We start from the raw sequence: 19,867 nt of genomic DNA, 5'->3' as shown, positions 1-19,867 counted from the left end.
AACCCATGCCCGACGTCTCTCCCGACATTTCAAGGATTCGGTCCCGGCTGCTGGCCTGGTACGACGCCCATGCGCGGAGCCTGCCGTGGCGAGCGGGTCCGGGCGCGGCGCGGACCGAGCCCTTTCGCATCTGGCTGTCGGAAGTGATGCTGCAGCAGACCACGACGCCGCACGCCACCCCCTATTTCAACGCCTTCACCCAGCGGTGGCCGACCGTGTCGGACCTGGCCGCCGCCCCGGACGCCGAGGTGATGGCCGCCTGGGCGGGGCTGGGCTACTACGCCCGCGCCCGCAACCTGCTGGCCTGCGCGCGGGCGGTGGCGGGCGATCATGGCGGCGTGTTTCCCGATACGGAGGCGGGGCTTCTGGCCCTGCCGGGGGTGGGCGCCTATACGGCGGCGGCGGTGGCGGCCATCGCCTTCGACCGCGCGGCCAATGTGGTGGACGGCAATGTCGAGCGGGTCATGGCGCGGCTGTTCGCCGTCGAGACGCCCGTTCCCCAGGCGCGGCCGGAGCTGAGGCGGCTGGCGGGTCTGTTCGTCACCGACCACCGGCCTGGGGATTGGGCCCAGGCCCTGATGGACCTGGGGGCGACCGTATGCCGGCCCAGGTCGCCGCTGTGCGGCCAGTGTCCCGTGGCCGAAGACTGCGCCGGTCGGGCCGGGGGCAGCCCCGAACGCTATCCGATCAAGACGAAGAAGGCGGATCGGCCGCAGCGACGCGGCTTCGCCTGGGTGCTGTTCGACGGGCAGGGGCGGGTCGCCGTCGAGACACGACCGGACAAGGGCCTGCTGGGCGGGATGCTGGGCCTGCCGACCAGCGACTGGACGACGGGCGACCCCTCCGACGCGCCGCCCCTTGCGGCCGACTGGCGCGAAGCCGGGACGGTGGAGCACGTCTTCACACACTTTGGCCTGACCCTGACGGTGAGGACGGCGACGGGGGGCGCGCCGGACGGCCGGCGCTGGATGGAGATCGAGGCTGCGCGGGCGGCCCTCCCGACAGTGTTCGCTAAGGCGCTGGATCGAGGCGTGTCTGGAATGTTATTGATTTGACGAAATAATCCTAGACGCGCGTCAGCGCAGGGTGCGGATAGCCAGCCGCCCCTGCTTGCGCTTCGGCACCGCCACTGCGCGGCCGTCGACATGCTGGATGTCGATATCGACCGAGGCGTCGCCGACCCGAAGGCCCTGAATCTTGAGTGTCTGCAACCCGGTGGGCAGGACCGGATCGGTCAGGTCGATGGTTCCCGTCCAGGCGTCGATCGACAACCCCAGCGCGGCCTGCAGCATCAGGAAGACCGAACCCGCCGCCCAGGCCTGGGGCAGGCAGGCGACCGGATAGGCGATGGGCGGTTCGCCCGCCACGCGGGGAAAGCCGCAGAACAGTTCGGGCAGACGCAGGTGGAAGTGGGCGGCGGCGGCGTAGATTTCGGCCAGGATTTCCGCGACAGCGTCGCGCTCTCCATAGGCGGCCATGCCGGCGGCGGCCATGGCGGTGTCGTGCGGCCAGACCGAGCCGTTATGATAGCTCATGGGATTGAAGCGGGTCTGGCCCAGCTCCAGGGTGCGGATGCCCCAGCCGGTGCGGAACTCGGCGCCGAGCAGACGACGCGTGACCAGGCGGGCGCGCTCGGGCGAGGGCAGGCCGGTGAACAGCAGATGGCCGGCGTTGGAGGCGATGGCCCCGCACTGGCGGCCGTCGCCATCCAGGGCGACGGCGTAGAAGCCCTGATCCTCCATCCAGAACAAATCCTCGACCAGCGCGCGCACCTGTTCGGCGCGCATCCGCCATTCGGGCGCGCGACCGTCGTGCAGGCGTTCACCCAGGTCAGCCAGCGCCTTCCAGGCGGCGAAGGCGTAGCCCTGAACCTCCAGCAGCGCGACCGGCCCCTTGGGGAAGCGGCCTTCGGAATCGAAGATGGAGTCCTCGGAATCCTTCCAGCCCTGGTTGGACAGGCCGGTGTCCGCCCCCCGCTGATAGTCGATCAGGCCGTCGCCGTTGCTGTCGCCATAGTCGCGCATCCATCTGGCCGCCGCGATCAGATTGGGCCAGAGCGTGCGGATCAGGTCCAGGTCGCCGGTGCGGCGGGCGTAGGCGCCAGCCAGGGCCACGAACAGGCAGGTGGTGTCGACGCCGCCGTAATAGAGGCCGAAGGGCACCTCGTGCAGGGCGCTCATCTCGCCGCCGCGCGTCTCGTGCATGATCTTGCCGGGTTGGCTGTCCTGGAAGCGCGAGGTCTCGGTCGCCTGCCGCGCGGCCAGATAGGTCAGGACGCCCTTGGCGAGGGACGGGTCAAGCCACAGCATCTGCCAGGCCGAGATCAGGCCGTCGCGCCCGAACGGCGTGGAGAACCAGGGCGTCCCAGCGTAGGGGTAGGGGCCGGTCGGCAGGTCGGTGGTCAGAAGCGCCATGTCGGCCCGCGACTGGTCCAACCAGTCGTTGAAGCGGGGGCTGCGCGGCCCACGCACGGTGGCCCCCCGGCGACGCTTGGCCCGCATGGCCAGGCGCGCCTGGATGGCGTTCAATCGCCAGCGGTCGGCGTCCGGCGGTTCGCAGGCGTCCAGGCCGCATTCGATATAGAGATCGACCGACTTGCCCTTCGGCAGGCTGAACATGAACTCGGCGCGCTGGCCGGTCAGTCGGGCGGGCGGTTCGGAGAAGGCCAGGCAACTGCGGCGATCGACATCGTCCAGGCCGGTGTAGCGGAACTGCACCCGCCGGCCGTCCGTGGAGGGGGCGTGCAGGGTTCCCCGTTTCGGGCGAGGCGTGCCGCGTACCTGGAAGATGTCTGCGAAGTCGGCGCCGAATTCGAAGGCCAGGGGCAGGAGGATGTCCTCTACCCCGTGATTGACCATCTGCACCCGCTCGAACATCCGATTGCGCCACAGGAAGCGTCGGCGTTCCAGATGCAGCACCCCGGCCGGGGCCGAGCGCCCGCCCATCGGCGGCAGGGGACGGTTGGTCGTATGGCAGGAGAAGAAGACGTTGTCCTGGCTGACGCCCGACGACAGCTTTGACGGCCGCGCCAGACCCGCCGTCATGACGAAGCGCGACAGATAGCGGGTGTCGTCGGTGAACAGACCGTCGGCGCCGCCCTTCATGTCGCCCCAGCCGTCTGCCACCAGAAAGGCGTCGCCTTCCTTGAGGGCGTTCAACTGCTCCAGACCCGAGGTCTCGACGGTTTCGCCGGCGGTCAGCTGCGTCGAATAGGCGTCGTCCATACGGTTCTGTCCCCGTCGTTCAGCGATAGGGCCGAACGTGTCACCCGAATGCGGCGCCGAGCGGCCGCTTTGGTGTCTAATGAGGAACGACGGCTACGGTTCAGCCGCGCCCGCCGAATTCTTGCCCGGTGGAGTCGGCGTTCAGGCGCCCAGGGCGAAGCTGCGCGCTTCGTCCAGGGGGCGTATAGGCGTGACGCGGTCGGGCAGGGGGCTTTCGGCGAACGGGCGGCGGACCAAGAGGTCGCCATAGACGTCCAGATAGCCCCGGGCCATGGCGGTGGCCGAGAAGCGAAGCTCGAACCGGTCGCGGATCACGGAACGGTCCAGAAGTCCCGCGCGACCGGCGGCGGCGACGGCCTGCTCCAGCGTATCGACCAGAAAGCCGGTGGCGCCGTCTTCGATCACCTCTGGCGTCGAGCCGCAGCGGAAGGCGACGACTGGCGTGCCGCAGGCCATGGCCTCGATCATCACCAGCCCGAAGGGCTCGGGCCAGTCGATGGGGAACAGCAGGGCCTCGGCGCCGCCCAGGAAGGCGGACTTCTGGTGATCGCCGATCTCTCCGATGAATTCGATCAACGGATTGCCCTCGATCATCGGGCGAATGGTCTCTTCCCAATAAATCTTGTCGGCGGCGTCGACCTTGGCGGCGATCTTCAGCGGCTTGCCCAGTTTGGTGGCGATCTCGATGGCGCGGTCGGGCCGCTTCTCGGGCGAGATGCGGCCGAGGAAGGCGAGGTAGCCCTGCGACCTGGGCGAGAAGACGTACTGGTCGCCCGGCATGCCGTGATGGACGGTGGCCTTCCAGTTGGCGAAGGGCAGGGGCGTGCGCTGGTCGTCGGAGATGGAGACCAGACCGAACTCGGTCCAGCGGGCGTAGACCTGGGGCAGGTCCTTCATGTCCAGCCGGCCGTGCAGGGTGGTGATGGTCTTGTCCGCCCAGCGCCGGAACATGGGGAAGTGGATCATGTCGGTGTGGAAATGGATCACGTCGAACTCGTCGGCGCGATCCAGCACCTCGCCCAGCATGGTCAGATGGGCGGCGAGGTCGGACTTCAGCGGCGCGGGGTCCAGGCGGATGGCCTGATCGCGCACGGGCGCCAAACGCGCCTTGGTCTGGGCGTCGGCGCTGGCGAACAGGGTCACGTCATGGCCAAGATCGACCAGGGCGTCGGTCAGATGGGCGACGACACGCTCTGTCCCGCCATACAGTTTGGGGGGGACGGCCTCGTAAAGCGGTGTGACCTGGGCGATTTTCATGGGATGGCGCTCCGATCCCGGGGGAGGATCAGAGGCCTTAATGGCCGCCCCGCGTCGAGGTTCCGCGACCCTTGAATTTTGTCTTAGGTTTCGGTCGCTTAAGGCAAGGCTGAGCCGGTTTTAATGTACGATTTCGCTCACTGCATCCCGGCGCGGATTTCGGCGCGCAAGGCGTCGATGGACTTCAGCCCCTGGTCGGTCTTGAAGCGCCAGTAGGTCCAGCCGTTGCAGGCCGGCGCATTCTCCAACAGGGCGCCCAGTTTGTGGATCGAGCCGGTCAGGGAGCCGTGGACCAGGGAGCCGTCGGCGCGCACGCGGGCCTCGCGCTCGCCCTTGGGGCAATACAGGCGGTCGCCAGGCTGCAGCAGGCCGGCCTCGACCAGGGCGCCGAACGGCACCTTGGGCTCGGCGCGCTTGGAGCCGGTGACGATCAGGTCTTCGGCGCTGGCGGGGATGACCGAGGCGATGCGGGTCGCGGCGACATCGGCATAGGTCTCGTCACGCTCGATGCCGATGTAATGCCGGCCCAGACGCTTGGCGGCCGCGCCCGTGGTGCCGGTGCCGAAGAAGGGGTCCAGGATCACGTCGCCGGGGCGGGTCGCCGACAGCAGGACGCGGTGCAGCAGGGCTTCGGGCTTCTGGGTCGGATGGGCCTTCTTGCCGTCGGCGTCCTTGATCCGCTCCTCGCCCGTGCACAGGGCGAGGGTCCAGTCCGAGCGCATCTGGGTGTCTTCGTTGAAGGCCTTCAGCGCATCGTAGTTGAAGGTGTAGCGCTTCTGATCCCGCGACTTGGCGGCCCAGATCAGGGTTTCATGGGCGTTGGTGAACCGGGTGCCCTTGAAGTTCGGCATCGGGTTGGACTTGCGCCAGATGATGTCGTTCAGCACCCAGAAGCCCAGATCCTGGATCGCCGACCCCAGGCGGAAGACGTTGTGATAGGAGCCGATCACCCAGATGGAACCCTCGGGCTTCAGCACGCGGCGGCATTCCGCCAGCCAGGCGCGGGTGAAGGCGTCGTATTCGGCGAAGCTGGCGAACTTGTCCCAGTCGTCGTCGACCGCATCGACCTTGGAGTTGTCCGGACGCAACAGGTCGCCGCCCAGCTGCAGATTATAGGGGGGGTCGGCGAAGACCATGTCGACCGAGGCGTCGGGCAGGCTTTTCAGCACTTCGATGCAATCGCCACGGTGAATGACGTCGGTCTTAAGCTCGGACATGGAACGCGGCCCCGCAACAGTTAGACCGCAATGGTGAATCCTTGTGGTTAAGGTGGACTAAACGGCGGCGAAGGGTGATGCAAAAACCATCGCGTCTGTGTATTCGGCTGGGATGATCGCACGCCTTCGCCCCGTTCCGTTCGACCTCGGTCCCGTCCATTTCGTCGGCATAGGCGGCATCGGCATGAGCGGCATCGCCGAGATCATGCTGAAGATCGGCTATTCGGTGCAGGGGTCGGACGCCAAGGCCAGCGCCAACACCGAACGGCTGGAGCAGCTGGGCGCTAAAATCTTCATCGGCCACGACGCCGCCCATGTGGGCGAGGGTGTGTCGGCCGTGGTCTATTCGACGGCGGTGAAGGCCGAAAACCCCGAGATGAAGGCGGCCCGCGAGCGCCGCATCCCGCTGGTGCGCCGGGCCGAGATGCTGGCCGAGCTGATGCGGCTGCAATTCTCGATCGCCGTCGGCGGCACCCACGGCAAGACGACGACGACGTCGATGGTGGCGGCCTTGCTGGACGCGGCGGGTCTGGACCCCACAGTGGTCAACGGCGGCATCATCAACGCCTATGGCACCAACGCCAAGGTCGGGGACGGCGACTGGATCGTGGTCGAGGCGGACGAGTCGGACGGCAGCTTCCTGCGCCTGAAATCGACCGTGGCCATCGTGACCAACATCGACCCGGAACATCTGGATCACTACGGCGACTTCGACGCGGTGCGTAAGGCGTTCGTGGACTTCGTGGAGAACATCCCCTTCTACGGTTTCGCCGCCGTCTGTCTGGATCACCCCGAGGTGCAGAAGCTGGTCGCCTCCATCGATAACCGGCGGCTCGTGACCTATGGGACCAATCCGCAGGCCATGGTGCGGGCCGACAACTGCCAGATGGGGCCGGACGGCGCCCGGTTCGATGTCGTGATCCAGAACGGCGACACGCACCGGATCGAAAACCTGCACCTGCCCATGGCCGGCTGGCACAATGTGTCGAACGCCCTGGCCGCCATCGCCGTGGCGCGCGAGCTGGACGTGTCGGACGAGGCGATCCGCACGGGTCTTGCCGGGTTTGGCGGGGTCAAGCGCCGCTTCACCACCACGGGCGTCGTGAACGGGGTGCGGATCGTGGACGATTATGGCCACCACCCGGTCGAGATCGCCGCCGTGCTGAAGGCCGCGCGTCAGGTGACGGAGGGGCGGGTGATCGCCGTGGTCCAGCCGCACCGTTACACCCGGCTGCGCGACCTGATGGACGAGTTCTCGACCAGCTTCTCGGACGCCGACAGCGTGATCGTCGCCGACGTCTATCCGGCCGGCGAACAGCCGATCGAGGGGGTGGACAAGCACGCCCTGGCCGACGGCGTGCGCCGTTACGGCCACCGTCAGGTCCAGGCGCTGGAGAACGCCGCCGTCCTGCCACGGCTGATCAAGGATGAGGCGAAATCCGGCGACGTCGTCGTGCTGTTGGGCGCCGGCGACATCACCAGCTGGGCCTATGCCTTGCCCGCGCAGCTGGAGACGCTGGCGTGAGCGAAGACCTGTCGCTCAAGGTCGAAGCCGCTTTCAACGGGGTCCATCGCGCCGAAGAGGACAGGCTTCTGATCCAGGCTCAAGGCTCGGAACATCTGATGTTCGAGTATCTGAGGGTGCTTCATCCTGGCTTGATCGAATACCGGGGCGGGCTGTTCATCGAGGAACAGTTCGATCAAGCCGTTGTCGACGACATCCTGAAGCACTCGGAGGACGCCGAGCCGATCATCGCGGCACAGGCCTATATGAATGCGTTTCATCTGGGGCAGGCGGACGACGCGGTTTTCGATCCGGTTCTCGCGCGGGCCATCGCCGAGAGCATCGCCTACAACTGGGGCAATTGGGTGCGCGATCGTTTCGGCAGAGACATCGTCTCCACCATCGACATCGGCGAACTTTCCGGCGCCGTATGGTTCAGAGCGGCGCCCTAGACCGGGCTAACCCGCCTTTCAGGCCAGGAACTGCAGGATCATGTGGCCGGCCAGGAAGGCCGTGAAGCCTGCCATGACGAAGGCCGTCGCGAAGGAGAACAGCCATTCCTGCTTGACCTGAAGCCGCAGGACTTCGGCCTCGTCCGCAAGACCCGCCGCCATCCGGCGCCGATCCCGTTCCAGCAGAGGGGCGATGATCGCGAAGCTGGCGGCCATCGGCAGGAAGATGACGACCAGTTGCGCCAGGCTGGTGAAGGAGGCGCGGCCCGCGCTGAACCGGGCGAGAAAGGCGTTCAGGGCCTCCTGATGGCCGAGCGGCGCATAGGCCGTGATCAGCGACACGACGCCGACGACATAGACCAGTGCGTAGAGGCAGCGCTGGCCCGTCGTCTTGACGGTGCGAGGCGGCGGGGCGGTCTGTTCCGATCCGAACGCCGGGGGCTGGCCAACCGGAAAGGCGCCCTGCGCCGTCCGCCGCCGGACATGCCAGAACCAGCGGTAAAGGGCGGTATGGAAGATCGGCAGGCCGATCAGGGCCAAAAGGACCACCAGAATCAGGTTCAGCGCGGCCTCCGCCGACATGGCGACCGGCGTATGGGTGTTGACGACGAAGACGAGGCCGATCCAGCCCAGCAGGATGACGGCGGTTACGCCTATGCTGAGCGCGATGATCGCCAGTGCGCGAAGAAGCGTCATGCATCCTCTGTAGGCTAGGACGGCAGCGTCGGGCCAGCCCATGTCGCGCGCCTCTTTGATTTCCCGGCCGGCGCGGCTATCGACGCGGTATGAGTTCCTGGAAAGACGATCTCCCCTCCGTGCGCGGCAAGTTGCTGCTGAACGAGCCCTTGGCGCCTTACACATGGTTTCGGGTGGGCGGGGCGGCGGACGCCTTGTTCATTCCGGCGGACGCCGACGATCTGGCCGCCTTCCTGAAGGCGCTGGACCCGGCCGCGCCGGTGACGGTTCTGGGCGTCGGATCGAACGTCATCGTCCGTGACGGCGGAGTCGAGGGGGTGGTGATCCGTCTGGCCGGGCGCGCCTGGGGGCAGATCATGACCGACGGCCTGACCATTACGGCGGGCGCCGGGGCGCTGGACGCCATGGTGGCGCGCGCGGCGGCCAAGGCGGGGATCGCGGGGCTGGAGTTCTATGCCGGCATTCCCGGCGCGGTCGGGGGCGCCCTGACCATGAACGCGGGCTGTTACGGCGCGGAGACCAAGGATGTTCTGGTCTCGGCTTGGGGCCTGACGCGGGCGGGCGAGCGGGTGGATTATGCGTTGGCCGACTTCGGCTACACCTATCGCCATTCCCAGGCGCCCGCCGACATCATCTGGGTCGAGGCGACCTATCGCGGCACGTCCGACGCGCCCGAGGCCGTCGCCGCCCGCATCGCCGAGATCACCAGCCGCCGCGAGACGACCCAGCCGATCCGCGAGAAGACCGGCGGCTCCACCTTCAAGAACCCGCCCGGCCATTCGTCGTGGAAGCTGGTGGACGAGGCGGGCTGGCGCGGCCGGCTGCACGTCGTGACCGGCGGCGGCGCCATGTTCAGCGAACTGCATTCCAACTTCATGATCAATCCCGGCGAGGCCACCGCCGCCGACATCGAGGGACTGGGCGAAACCGTCCGCGCCGATGTCCTGCAAAAGACAGGCGTTCAACTGGACTGGGAGATCAAGCGAATCGGGCGCGCTCTGTCATAAATCCGAGGTTGCGGGCGAGGACGCCCCATCCTAGAGCCGGATTCTTGGGGGAGAATCCAAATGAAGCGTATCGCAATCGCCGCCGGCCTGCTGGTCATGGCCGCAGAGCCTGTCCAGGCCCAGATCGTCACGCGCGCCGCCGCGCCGGGCGTCGAGCGGATCGACCTGACGCGATCCAGCGCCGGATACACCTATTTCAACCGCGCGGGCGCCGATCTGGCGCAGCATGACGCGGCGCTGCGGGCCTGTCTGGTCGAGGGCGAGCGGATGCGCCAACCCGACGACAATGGCGCGGCGGGCGCGGCGGCGGCCGGCGGCCTGCTGGGCGCGCTGGTGGTCGGCATGATCCAGGGCGCGGTCAACGGCATGCAGGAGCGGCGCGGCGTCGCCGCCAATCTGGAAAACTGCATGGTCGTGAACGGCTGGCGCGTGGTGCGGCTGGACGAGGCCGAGGGCAAGACGCTGGACGCGATGGAGCCGGCGGCCCTGCACGACGCCCTGGCCGACCGCGTCGGCGCCGCCGCGCCCCAAGGCCAGATTGTGCGCGTGTACGACAATGACGCGGTGCGCGGCGATACGGTGGTGATCGGGCGAGCCGGCGATCTGGACAAGGTGTCGTTGAGCGCCCAGGCCCTGCCGCCGTCCGACGCCGCGCCCGCGTCGTCGCGCAAAGGCCCCCAGGCGCCGCGCACCGCCCGTCCGCCCCGCGCCCTGAAGCCGGAAGAGGTGGCGATCAAGCCCGGCGACGCCCTGGTGACGGTGCGTCTGACCGGCATGGCCGAGCAGGGCGGACGCACCCTGATCTTCACTCGCCAGGGCCCGGCGCCGGACATCCAGCCGTGGGAGAATGACGGCCGGCCGGCCCTGTTCGCCGTCGCCCTGCCGACGCGCGGCGCGGCCCGGGGCGACCGCACCCGCGCCGTCACCCAGACCTTTTCCGTCCCGCCCGGACGGTGGCGGCTGAGCGCGGTCAACATGGGGCCGTACATCACCCACTTCTGCCTGGGCGCCTCCGGCTTCGAGGCGCGGGACGGGGAGGCGGTCTATGCCGGGGCGTTCGACCTGTCGGGCGAGCAGATGCGCCCGGACATGACGCTGCGCGATGATCTGGTGGCGCCCACGTCCCCGGCCGCCGTCGCCGAGGTGCGCCACCGTGCGGCCGACTGGACCTATGGCGACCGCCAGCCGTGCGAAGGCGCCTATCTCTATGCGCTGGACCTGCGGCCGGCGGTTCAGGACAACCCGCCGTTCATCGTGATCACGCCGGTCGCTTCCGCCCAGCCTGCGACGGTCGAGGCGGCGCCGGCGACGCCGTCTTCAACACTTCAATGACCTGATGAGGGTTTGGTTGACGGGCTGTTAACGACCTGCGCGGCATCCAGACGGTTCTGGAGCCGCCCATGACCCGCCCCTTCTCCTCTCTTCATGTCGCCGTCCTGATGGGCGGTCTTTCCGCCGAGCGCGAGGTGTCGCTGTCGTCGGGGCAACAGTGCGCCCAGGCGTTGGAGCGTCAGGGCGTGCGCGTCAGCCGCGTGGACGCCGGGCGCGACCTGGCCAATGTGTTGTCGGGCCTGATCAAGCCCGATGTGGTGCTGAACTGTCTGCACGGCGCCTGGGGCGAGGACGGCTGCGTCCAGGGCGTGCTGGAGACGCTGAAGATTCCCTACACCCACTCCGGCGTGCTGGCTTCGGCCCTGGCGATGGACAAGGACAAGTCCAAGGCCGTGCTGCGGGCCGCAGGCGTCAAGACGCCGGGCGGCGGTCTGTACGACCGCCACGAGGTCGCCAGCCGTCACGTCATCGAACCGCCCTATGTGATCAAGCCGAACGCCGAAGGCTCTTCGGTCGGCGTTTTTCTGGTGCCCCAGGGCGCCAACGGCCCGCAGACCGCCGTCGGCGCTGCAGACTGGACCTATGGCGAGCAGGTGATGGTTGAGCCCTATATCGCGGGCAAGGAGCTGTGCGTCACCGTGATCGGCGAGGCGGCCGGGCCGCGCGCCCTGACCGTGACCGACATCACCCCGACCAAGGGCTTCTACGACTACGAGGCCAAATATGCGCCGGGCGGCTCGGTCCACGTTCTGCCAGCCGTCCTGCCGCCTCATGTCTTCGAAACGGCCCTGCGTCAGGCCGAATTGGCCCATGCGGCGATGGGGTGCCGGGGGGTGTCCCGATCCGACTTCCGTTATGACGATGTTAAGGACGATCTGGTCCTGTTGGAGGTCAACACCCAGCCCGGCATGACGCCGACTTCGCTCGCGCCCGAGCAGGCCGCCTACGCCGGAATGAGTTACGATGATCTGGTTCGGTGGATGGTGGAGGACGCCTCATGCCCGCGGTAGTTCGCGGCGGTCGGCGACAGGGCAATCAGGCTCCACAACGCGGTCCGGCGCCTAGCGGCGGGCGCTCGCGCGGGGGGGGCGCGCCACGCAACGCCTCGCCCATTCCTGGAAAGATGGCCGCCATCGGCCGCATCGACATTTCGCCCCGTTCGGCCCTGATCGCCCTGGGCGCAGGCGCGCTTCTGGTCGTGGGCGTCCTGGCTACCGGCGCGCGCGCCGAGCGGATCGGCGCGTCCGTCTCCCAGAGCGTCGGCAAGATGACCGCCGGCATGGGGCTGAGGCTGAACCGAGTCCATATTGCCGGCGCCTCGGCCGAGGCCGAGCCGTCTATCCGACAGGCGCTGGGCGTCTATGCCGGTCAGCCGATCACCAGTCTGGATCTGGACGCCATCCGCGACCGGGTTCAGGGCGTGGGCTGGATCAAGGAGGCGCGGGTGGTGCGCCTGCTGCCCGACACCCTGGTCGTCGAAGTCAAGGAACATGACCGCCTGGCCGTCTGGCAGGTCGCGGGTCAGATCAAGGTCATCGACGCGCGCGGTCAGGTCATCGCGGGCGCCGATGCGCGCCGGTATCCCAATCTGCCGCTGGTGGTGGGCAAGGGCGCCGATGCGGCGGCCGGCGACATCCTGCCGCTTCTGAACCAGCGACCACGCCTGATGGGCCGGATCGACGCCCTGGTGCGGGTCGACGAACGCCGCTGGGACCTGCGTCTGAAGGACGGCAGCCTGATCCAGTTGCCGGCGGTGGACCAGGAGGCGGCGCTGATCCGTCTGGACGCCCTTGATCAACGCGAGCGGCTGCTGGACCTGGGCTTCGCCCGCGTGGACTTGAGAACCCCCGACGAGGTCGCCGTGCGACCGGCCGGCGAAGCCTGAGGAATGTGGCTGAGATGACGACGAAGCAGCGCGGGGCGGCGAACGATCAAGGGCGGGTGATGGACCCCCGCGCCGGGCGCGCCCCCGTGGTCGCTGCTCTCGATCTCGGCCAGTCCAAGGTGTCCTGCTTCATCATGAAGCCCGACGGCGTGCGTCATGCCGACCGCACCATCCGCGTCGCGGGCGCCAGCCACGTCCAGTCCAAGGGCGTCAAGGGCGGGGCCATCATCAATATGGACGAGGCCGCCCAGGCCATCGGCCACGCCGTCGAACGCGCTGAACGCGCGGCCCAAAGCCCGGTCTCCGGCGTCGTCGTCACCACCGCCATCGGCCAGATGGCCAGCCACCGGGTCCAGGCCCGCGTTTCTCTGGGCGCCAATCCGGTCGGGGACGCCGATCTGGCGCGCGCCATCGGCATGGCCCTGGCCCAGATCCGCCTGCCCAACCGTCGCCCGATCCATGTCCTGCCCATAGCCTGGTCGGTGGACGGGGCGCGGGGCGTCCACGATCCGCGCGCGATGCGCGGCGGCTCTCTGGGGCTGGACCTGTTGGTCGTCTCCATGGCCGAGAACGTGTTCACGACCCTTAGCCACTGCCTGGAGCTGGCGCACCTCGACCTGCAAGGCGTCGCCGCCGCGCCCGTCGTCTCCTCGCTGGCCGCGCTGGAAGAGGACGAGATGGACCTGGGCGCCGTCTGCATCGACATGGGCGGCGGTTCGACCAGCGCCGCCGTCTGGGGCGGGCGCTCGCTGCTGCATATCGAAAGCCTGAATGTCGGCGGTGACCACGTCACCTCCGACATCGCGCGTGGCCTGTCGACATCCAAGGCCGGCGCCGAACGTCTGAAGACCCTGCACGGCTCGGCCATGGCCAGCGCCAACGAAGACCGTGAAATGCTGGAGGCCCCGCCGCGCGGCGAGGACGCCTCCGCCGGCCCGGTCATCGTCCCGCGCGCCATGCTGAAGACCGTGATCGCCCCGCGCGTCGAGGAAACCCTGGAACTGCTCCGCGACCGTCTGAAGGCCGCAGGCGTCGGACTGGAGCCCGGCGCAGGCATGGTCCTGACCGGCGGCGCCAGCCAGCTGAACGGCGTACGCGAACTGGCCGTGCGCGTCTTCGACCGCCCCGTCCGCCTGGGCAAGCCGCAACGGGCGCCTCATTTGGCCGACGCCGCATCCGGCCCCGCCTTCTGCGCCACCGCCGGCGTCCTCCTGCGCGCCGCCTACGGCCCGCGTGAAGCCGTATCGGCCAGGAAACTGATGGCGCGGCAGATCACCGCAGCGGATGCACCCCGTGTGCATCGTGGCAATGTGGTGGGACGTGTGGCGGGGTGGCTGCGGGACAATCTGTAAACCACCTTTCCAAACGGACATAAGGTGTGTCTAGATTGTGACGGTTCGTTGTCGGATGTAGCCAAGCTGTGTCGTTTTGGCTTGCGGCCCGGACGCCGAACGGCCTAGAAGCGGCCCCAGTACGTCACAATTCTGGTGACGCTCATGTGGGGAATTCACGATAGTGAACATTATCACCAAGGAACGGTTGCTGAACTCGACCATCGTCGCGGGTCTCGCCGCGGGTATGGTCGCGGTTGCTCCCAGCGCATACGCCCAATCGAACAACAATACGCAGGCGCCGAAGTCGTCCGAGCAGGCGACGCAGGTTGAAGAAGTCGTGGTCGTCGGTTCGCGTCTACGCCGCGACAACTACAATTCGCCGTCTCCGGTTCAGGTCGTGACGCGTGACGAAGCCACTCTGGCTGGCTTCAACTCCACGACTGAAGTGCTTCAGGGCACGGCCGTCACGGGCGGCACTTCGCAGATCAACAACGCTTACGGCGGCTATGTCACCAACGGCGGTCCGGGCGCCAACACCCTGTCGCTGCGCGGCCTGGGCGCCACCCGCACCCTGGTTCTGCTGAACGGCCGCCGCGTTGCGCCCGCCGGTTCGCGCGGCTCGGTCGGTTCGACCGACCTGAACGTCCTGCCGACCGCGATGATCGAGCGGATCGAAGTCCTGAAGGACGGCGCGTCCTCGGTCTATGGTTCCGACGCCGTCGCCGGCGTGGTGAACATCATCACCCGCAACAACATCGACGGCATCACCGTCGAGGGGCAGTATAACGCGCCTACCGACGCCAACGGCGCCGGTGATTCGTCGCGCTTCTCGATCGTCGCCGGCGCGACGGGCGACCGCTGGCACCTGGCGGGTTCGGCCGAACGCTTCACGCGTGAGGAAGTGACCCTGGCGGATCGCGAGTTCACGCAGTGCAACATCGACGGCATGCTGAACGGGACGGACTTCATCGACCCGCGGACGGGCCGGTCCAAGTGCTATCCGATCACGGACACGGGTTCGAACGGCGTCACGATCAACACGATCGGCACGGGCAACACCCAGACCTTCATCTACAACAACCCGGCTTATTTCCGCGGCGCTGGCAGCCCGGACAGCTTCTATTACGCCAACCGCTGGCGCCCGAATTCGGCCGCGACCACCGGTCTGGTCGGATGGGAAGCGGTCGGCGGCTTCCAACTGAACCAAGCCGGTACAGCTCTTGTCGCCACGAACCTCAACATTCGTGACACGTTCGAACCGCGCAAGCTGAACACCTCGCTGATCTCGCCGGTCGAAATCAGCACGCTGTATCTGGAAGGGTCGTATGACCTGAAGGCGCTCGGCAACGCCGAAGTCTACGGCGAACTGCTGATCAACCGTCGTGAGTCGGAACAAACCGGCTACCGTCAGCTGTCCTTGGACTACTACAAGGGTAACTTGCTGATCCCGCAGAATCTGGGCTTCTCGACGTTGTCGGCCAACCAGGGTCTGAGTCCCACGACTGGGCCGTTCGCAAACGCCAACGTCGGCGTGCGCGCCTTCATCGGTTTCGGAAACGATCACTCGAAGCAGACGGTCGACTTCGCCAAGGAACTGGTCGGCATCCGCGGCGACTTCTTAATGCCGGGTTGGCGCTATGACGCCTACGCCAGCTATACGCGCTCGAAGTCCGAGTATACGTCGGAGCAGTTCCTCATCGATCTGATGCAGAACTCGCTGGACGTCGTTGTCGCGCCTACGGGTACGCCGGCAGCCCTGACGCGTTCCGGCGTGCTGTCCACGGGCGCGACGGGCACCGTAACCTGCCGTATCAATACGACGAACCCGACGGCGGGTTGTATTCCGGCTCCGTTCCTGACCTCCCAGACGGTTGGCGGCGTGCTGCCTGAAAACTGGGTGAACTATGTGTTCCGTCCCGTCACCGGTACGACCGAGTACATCGAGAAGGTCGTCAGCGTCGGCATCGACGGTCCGCTGTTCACCCTGCCGGCCGGCCAGGTCTCGGCCTTCCTGGGCGCCGAATGGCGTGATGCGTCGATCGACGACACGCCCAGCTACGACATGCAGACCGCCAACCTGCTGAACTACTCGACCTCGACGCCCACCCGCGGCTCGGAGTCGGTTTGGGAAGTTTTCGGCGAAGTCGAAGTGCCGCTTCTGGCCAACATGCCGCTGGCGCAGTCGCTGACCCTGAACGCTTCGGCGCGCTACACCTCGTATGAGAACGCCGGTTCGGACACGACCTACAAGGCGGGTCTGGTCTATACGCCGGTCAGCTGGCTGACGTTCCGCGGCACCTACGGCACCTCGTACCGCGCTCCGGCGTTGTTCGAGCAGTTCCTGGGCGCCACCTCGGGCTTCATCGCCAATACGACCGACCCCTGCCACAACCTGACGGCCACCTCGAACCCGAACCGGATCGCGAACTGCACCTCGCAGGGCCTGGGTCTGTCTTCGGGCTTCACCCAGAACCAGAGCGTTCGTGTGTTCACCCTGGGTGGCGCGGCGAACAATCTGGAACCGGAAACCTCGGACAACCTGACCGTCGGCTTCGTCTTCCAGCCGAACCTGCCTTCGGGTTGGGGTAATCTGTCGTTCGCTACCGACTATTACGAGATCAAGATCGAAAACTCGATCACTCGTCTGAGTGGCGCGACGATCCTCAGCGACTGCTTCAACTCGCCGACCGCGGACTTCAACGCCAAGGCCGGAAATTGCGCCTTCATCACGCGTGCGTCCAACAACAACGCGCTTACGGTTGAAAGCAGCTACATCAACATCGCTACGGACTCGGTGAAGGGCCTGGACTACACCCTGCGTTATCGCAAGGATGTCGGTCCCGGCAGCGTGCTGGCCAACCTCGGTGTGACGCAAGTGACCGAGAACTACAGCCAGACCTTGCCGACCGATCCCATCCGGGATCAGACCGGCCGGATCAACGTTCCTGAGTTCTCCGGCTATGCCGATCTGACCTATGCCTGGGATCAATGGCGCGTTCGTTACGGCGTCGAGTACATCCAGGCGACGGAAGACTACTCGTACTACCAGCGGAACTTCTCTCAGGATCTGGCCGCTCTCGGCTACGATTTCGAAGTGCCGGACTACTGGCTGCATAACGTGTCGGTGCAGTACCGCACCGACGATTGGTCGGCGACCGCCGGTGTTCGCAACCTCTTCAACGAGGAGCCGCCGGTCATCTCGTCGGGTCTTTACAACCGGGTCGGCAACGCTCCGCTGTATTCGGGCTACGACATGGTCGGCCGGACCGTCTTCATCAACCTGTCGAAGTCGTTCTAAGAACGCGCTTCACAGAGAAGACAAGAAAGAGGCGGCGAACTTCGGTTCGCCGCCTTTTTTATGGAGGGCCCCTTAGAAGACAGTTGTTCGGTTGACTATCATCCCGGTGCAGCTGGCCTGACTTCGGCCGCAGTTCGCTGACCTTGGCGGGCGTGGAGCACTTCGGGGCTAGAAATCCAACGCGAAGAACCGCTCCTTCCACGCGACGGCTGAGGTCAACGTCCAGCGATCATGCGGTGAAGGGGGAGGCGACGATGTCTGAGGGCGCCGTGAACGCGCCGCGTTCCCAGCTTCCGCTTGACGAGTTCTTTCCTAATAGCGGCTGGATATCGCTGCGGCGCCGTACATAATCGCAAAAGAAAAGCCGCCTCCGACATGGGAGGCGGCTCCAAGGCCACGGAAATGACGGCCCTATAGGCCGTGACCTCCGCATCCGGACTTCAGATAGTCGTCAATATAACCGAGCTGTTGCGCCATGATCGCGCGGGTCCAAGCTGGCCCGTGGGCGTAATCGTTAATCAGGTGATACTGGATGTCCTGCCCGCTTGTTTGTGCGCGACTGACGAACAGATCGGAGTGATCGCGGGTGACAGTCTGGTCCCGATCCCCTGTAAACACCATCATCGGTATCTTGACTTCGTTTGCTCGAGTGATGGGATTAAGGCCGCTGACGGTGTCGCGCTGCGCCTCTCGAGTGTAGGGGTTCTGGAACATGCTGGAACGGATGCGCGTGAGATCCGACACGCCCGCACCAGCAATGGCGCACTTGTAAATCCCTTCCGGACGGATGCCGGCGACCATGGCTGCGTAGCCTCCATACGAGAAGCCGAACATGGCGATGCGATCCCGTTGAGCCACCCCCTGCTGGACCAGCCACAAGGCCCCGTCGTCCTTGTCGTCCTGCATCTTCTGGCCCCACTCGTTGTCGCCGGCCATCCAGAGGCGTTTGCCCCAGCCGTCGGAGCCGCGGTATTGGGGTTGCAATACAGCGTAGCCACGCGACGTCAGCATGGCGCGCCAGGACGAATAGTCCCAGGTCATTTCGTCACGGGCCCAGGGTCCGCCATGCGGCATGATGACCGTGGGATAGGGGCCGGGGCCAAAAACGTCAGCCGGCGGTTTGCTGAGGAAGGCGGGAATATCCAGGCCGTCCCGCGCCTTATAATAGACGAGTTCCGTCTTGCCGATCGACGCGGGGTTGATCTGGGGATAGGGCTGTCCCAGAGGCGTCAGCTGACCATTGCGGAAGATGGAATAGGTTCCGGGATCGTTCGATGCGCCGGCCCAAACCACCACGGTGCTCCAATCCTGCGACGCCGCTCGGACCTCCATGTAGCGATCGGTGGCGTAGGAGATGGTGCGCGTTGCGCCGGTGGCGGGATCTGTGACCTGCAGCGGGTGTTTTTCGATGTGCAGCGCCTGCTCTAGCCCCGAAGTCAGGGCCTCATATCCAGAAGCGATCGGGTATTCGGTTTCGCGAGGGCCGTTGTATTCGAACGAACGGACTTCGCCGAAATGAGGGCCGCGAACGCGATTGATGCTCATGCCTGAGGCTTCGAACAGAGGGTGTTCGAACACCACCTCGCCCAGCCGGCGCGCCGCCACATCGTATTCGAAGATCGCCGCCTTGTCCCGGTCTCGGTTCGAAATCACATAGGCGATATTCGGATCGGTGCTGAAGCCAGCGACCGCGAAGACTTCCCGATTCTTGGCGTGACTCCGGAAGTGTTCATCCCAGCCACCGGAGGCGTTGCGGAATTGGGTGGCGATATAAATCCCGTCAGCATCCCGGTCGGCGATGCTGCGCATACGAAGTTCACCGTTGAGGTCTGTCGAGTAGCCGATGACACGTTCGTTGGCGCGCTGAATGCGCTCGGCGCGATTGGTCCGTACATTCAGTCGCAAGACGTCGCTGCCGATCTGGATCAGGATGTTGTCCGGATCGTTCGGCAGTGAATCCAGAACGGACGGACTCTGGGTTTTCAGGAATTCGGCCTCGCCGTCCGACCGTGGGCGGAAAGAATTGATGGGATCACGCCAGTTGCGGCCTTCGAGATCTGTCAGCAGGAATTTGCTGAGGAAGGTCTTTATGTTGCCGGCGCCGGACACATCATAGGGCTGCCACATCGTCACGCCGAGAACGTCGTTCTTGACGAAGCTAACCCCCCGGACCTTCATTTGTGACGCGCCGATGGTTGTAGGCGTTCGGTCCAGATGCTCGGCGTCCCAGACCAGGATCACTTGAGCCTCGCCGCGGGCTTGAAGCGCGGCGATATGTTTGCCGTCCGGCGAGACGGTGAAACTGGACATGCGCGGAAATGCGGCGAAGTCCTGGATGGTCGGCGCGGCGACGGCCGCTGCGCCCGCAGGTGCGGCGGCGATGTCAAGCGCCAGGGCGGGCGATGCACCCACGCAGGCGATGGCCGCGAACAAGGCGGCGGTTGAGACAAGACGCATTTTGGTAGCAGCTCCCCTGAACCGATTTTCCAAATGTAGTCGGCTCTTCAATTGGGGGCACTCAACCAAACGCCACGAGCGTCCGCAATGGAGCACGGGAAGGGAAAGGTGCAAAAGTCACTGAATTCCACGGCCAAGCTACTGAAAAGCGGCTTTCAATCGCCCCGACTCACATTATCGCCGTAACCTTCTCTTAACCCTCGT

General features: G+C 66.2%; 14 protein-coding genes. 9 read left to right on the top strand and 5 right to left on the bottom strand.

Features of this window, described 5'->3' with window-relative positions; genetic code table 11:
• Positions 1-5 precede the first annotated feature (5 nt).
• Entirely contained in the window at positions 6-1,055 is a 1,050-nt protein-coding gene (mutY, locus tag ACWPV3_RS14990; RefSeq protein WP_453978331.1) for an A/G-specific adenine glycosylase, read from the top strand.
• Positions 1,056-1,076: 21 nt separating this feature from the next.
• Here mutY and ACWPV3_RS14985 read toward each other — a convergent pair whose 3' ends face one another.
• The 3 genes from ACWPV3_RS14985 to ACWPV3_RS14975 all read right to left on the bottom strand — a co-directional run bounded on the left by ACWPV3_RS14985 (position 1,077) and on the right by ACWPV3_RS14975 (position 5,698).
• Entirely contained in the window at positions 1,077-3,224 is a 2,148-nt protein-coding gene (locus tag ACWPV3_RS14985) for an amylo-alpha-1,6-glucosidase (protein WP_453978330.1), read from the bottom strand.
• Between the two features lie 141 nt (positions 3,225-3,365).
• Positions 3,366-4,481 carry a glycosyltransferase family 4 protein gene (locus ACWPV3_RS14980; protein WP_453978329.1) on the bottom strand — a complete coding sequence of 372 codons (1,116 nt, stop codon included), beginning with the start codon at positions 4,479-4,481 and terminating at the stop codon, positions 3,366-3,368.
• 137 nt (positions 4,482-4,618) lie between these two features.
• The gene (locus ACWPV3_RS14975; RefSeq protein WP_453978328.1) at positions 4,619-5,698 is read right to left on the bottom strand and encodes a DNA methyltransferase; all 1,080 of its coding nucleotides are present in this window, start codon (positions 5,696-5,698) and stop codon (positions 4,619-4,621) included.
• Between the two features lie 112 nt (positions 5,699-5,810).
• On the opposite strand from ACWPV3_RS14975, the gene murC reads away from it, so the two are divergent.
• Positions 5,811-7,223, top strand: a complete 1,413-nt coding sequence (gene murC / locus ACWPV3_RS14970) for a UDP-N-acetylmuramate--L-alanine ligase (RefSeq protein ID WP_292089000.1) — start codon at positions 5,811-5,813, stop codon at positions 7,221-7,223.
• Positions 7,220-7,654 carry a hypothetical protein gene (locus ACWPV3_RS14965; RefSeq protein ID WP_292089001.1) on the top strand — a complete coding sequence of 145 codons (435 nt, stop codon included), beginning with the start codon at positions 7,220-7,222 and terminating at the stop codon, positions 7,652-7,654. Before murC ends, ACWPV3_RS14965 begins: the two co-directional genes overlap by 4 nt.
• An 18-nt stretch (positions 7,655-7,672) precedes the next feature.
• Here the strand turns inward: ACWPV3_RS14965 and ACWPV3_RS14960 are convergent, their stop codons facing one another.
• Positions 7,673-8,350 (bottom strand): hypothetical protein, encoded by a 678-nt coding sequence (locus tag ACWPV3_RS14960; protein WP_453978327.1) that lies wholly within the window; start codon positions 8,348-8,350, stop codon positions 7,673-7,675.
• Between the two features lie 89 nt (positions 8,351-8,439).
• On the opposite strand from ACWPV3_RS14960, the gene murB reads away from it, so the two are divergent.
• From murB to ACWPV3_RS14930, 6 genes are all read left to right on the top strand, one after another.
• Positions 8,440-9,357, top strand: coding sequence for a UDP-N-acetylmuramate dehydrogenase (gene murB, locus ACWPV3_RS14955; RefSeq protein WP_453978326.1), 918 nt, complete (start codon positions 8,440-8,442; stop codon positions 9,355-9,357).
• A gap of 60 nt (positions 9,358-9,417) precedes the next feature.
• On the top strand, positions 9,418-10,689 hold the full coding sequence (locus ACWPV3_RS14950; RefSeq protein WP_453978325.1) for a hypothetical protein: 1,272 nt from the start codon (positions 9,418-9,420) through the stop codon (positions 10,687-10,689).
• A gap of 68 nt (positions 10,690-10,757) precedes the next feature.
• On the top strand, positions 10,758-11,699 hold the full coding sequence (locus tag ACWPV3_RS14945; RefSeq protein ID WP_453978324.1) for a D-alanine--D-alanine ligase: 942 nt from the start codon (positions 10,758-10,760) through the stop codon (positions 11,697-11,699).
• Positions 11,687-12,574, top strand: coding sequence for a cell division protein FtsQ/DivIB (locus ACWPV3_RS14940; RefSeq protein ID WP_292089010.1), 888 nt, complete (start codon positions 11,687-11,689; stop codon positions 12,572-12,574). The genes ACWPV3_RS14945 and ACWPV3_RS14940 overlap by 13 nt, the downstream gene beginning before the upstream one ends.
• 59 nt (positions 12,575-12,633) lie before the next feature.
• A complete protein-coding gene (gene ftsA, locus ACWPV3_RS14935; protein ID WP_292089016.1) occupies positions 12,634-13,926 on the top strand; it encodes a cell division protein FtsA in 1,293 nt (430 codons plus the stop codon).
• Between the two features lie 163 nt (positions 13,927-14,089).
• Positions 14,090-17,206 carry a TonB-dependent receptor domain-containing protein gene (locus tag ACWPV3_RS14930; protein ID WP_453978323.1) on the top strand — a complete coding sequence of 1,039 codons (3,117 nt, stop codon included), beginning with the start codon at positions 14,090-14,092 and terminating at the stop codon, positions 17,204-17,206.
• Positions 17,207-17,617: 411 nt separating this feature from the next.
• Here the strand turns inward: ACWPV3_RS14930 and ACWPV3_RS14925 are convergent, their stop codons facing one another.
• Positions 17,618-19,663, bottom strand: a complete 2,046-nt coding sequence (locus tag ACWPV3_RS14925) for an alpha/beta hydrolase family protein (RefSeq protein ID WP_453978322.1) — start codon at positions 19,661-19,663, stop codon at positions 17,618-17,620.
• Positions 19,664-19,867: the final 204 nt, after the last annotated feature.

This window comes from Brevundimonas sp. Marseille-Q4549 (assembly GCF_976940555.1).
Note: the sequence above shows the minus strand (reverse complement) of the source record. Positions and strands in the feature narration are given on the sequence as shown.

What these genes read in the sequence shown, in the direction of transcription:
- mutY (WP_453978331.1), top strand. Translation starts at nt 6, where the DNA reads ATGCCCGACGTCTCTCCCGACATTTCAAGGATTCGGTCCCGGCTGCTG.
- ACWPV3_RS14985 (WP_453978330.1), bottom strand. Translation starts at nt 3,224, where the DNA reads ATGGACGACGCCTATTCGACGCAGCTGACCGCCGGCGAAACCGTCGAG.
- ACWPV3_RS14980 (WP_453978329.1), bottom strand. Translation starts at nt 4,481, where the DNA reads ATGAAAATCGCCCAGGTCACACCGCTTTACGAGGCCGTCCCCCCCAAA.
- ACWPV3_RS14975 (WP_453978328.1), bottom strand. Translation starts at nt 5,698, where the DNA reads ATGTCCGAGCTTAAGACCGACGTCATTCACCGTGGCGATTGCATCGAA.
- murC (WP_292089000.1), top strand. Translation starts at nt 5,811, where the DNA reads ATGATCGCACGCCTTCGCCCCGTTCCGTTCGACCTCGGTCCCGTCCAT.
- ACWPV3_RS14960 (WP_453978327.1), bottom strand. Translation starts at nt 8,350, where the DNA reads ATGACGCTTCTTCGCGCACTGGCGATCATCGCGCTCAGCATAGGCGTA.
- murB (WP_453978326.1), top strand. Translation starts at nt 8,440, where the DNA reads ATGAGTTCCTGGAAAGACGATCTCCCCTCCGTGCGCGGCAAGTTGCTG.
- ACWPV3_RS14950 (WP_453978325.1), top strand. Translation starts at nt 9,418, where the DNA reads ATGAAGCGTATCGCAATCGCCGCCGGCCTGCTGGTCATGGCCGCAGAG.
- ACWPV3_RS14945 (WP_453978324.1), top strand. Translation starts at nt 10,758, where the DNA reads ATGACCCGCCCCTTCTCCTCTCTTCATGTCGCCGTCCTGATGGGCGGT.
- ACWPV3_RS14940 (WP_292089010.1), top strand. Translation starts at nt 11,687, where the DNA reads ATGCCCGCGGTAGTTCGCGGCGGTCGGCGACAGGGCAATCAGGCTCCA.
- ftsA (WP_292089016.1), top strand. Translation starts at nt 12,634, where the DNA reads ATGGACCCCCGCGCCGGGCGCGCCCCCGTGGTCGCTGCTCTCGATCTC.
- ACWPV3_RS14925 (WP_453978322.1), bottom strand. Translation starts at nt 19,663, where the DNA reads ATGCGTCTTGTCTCAACCGCCGCCTTGTTCGCGGCCATCGCCTGCGTG.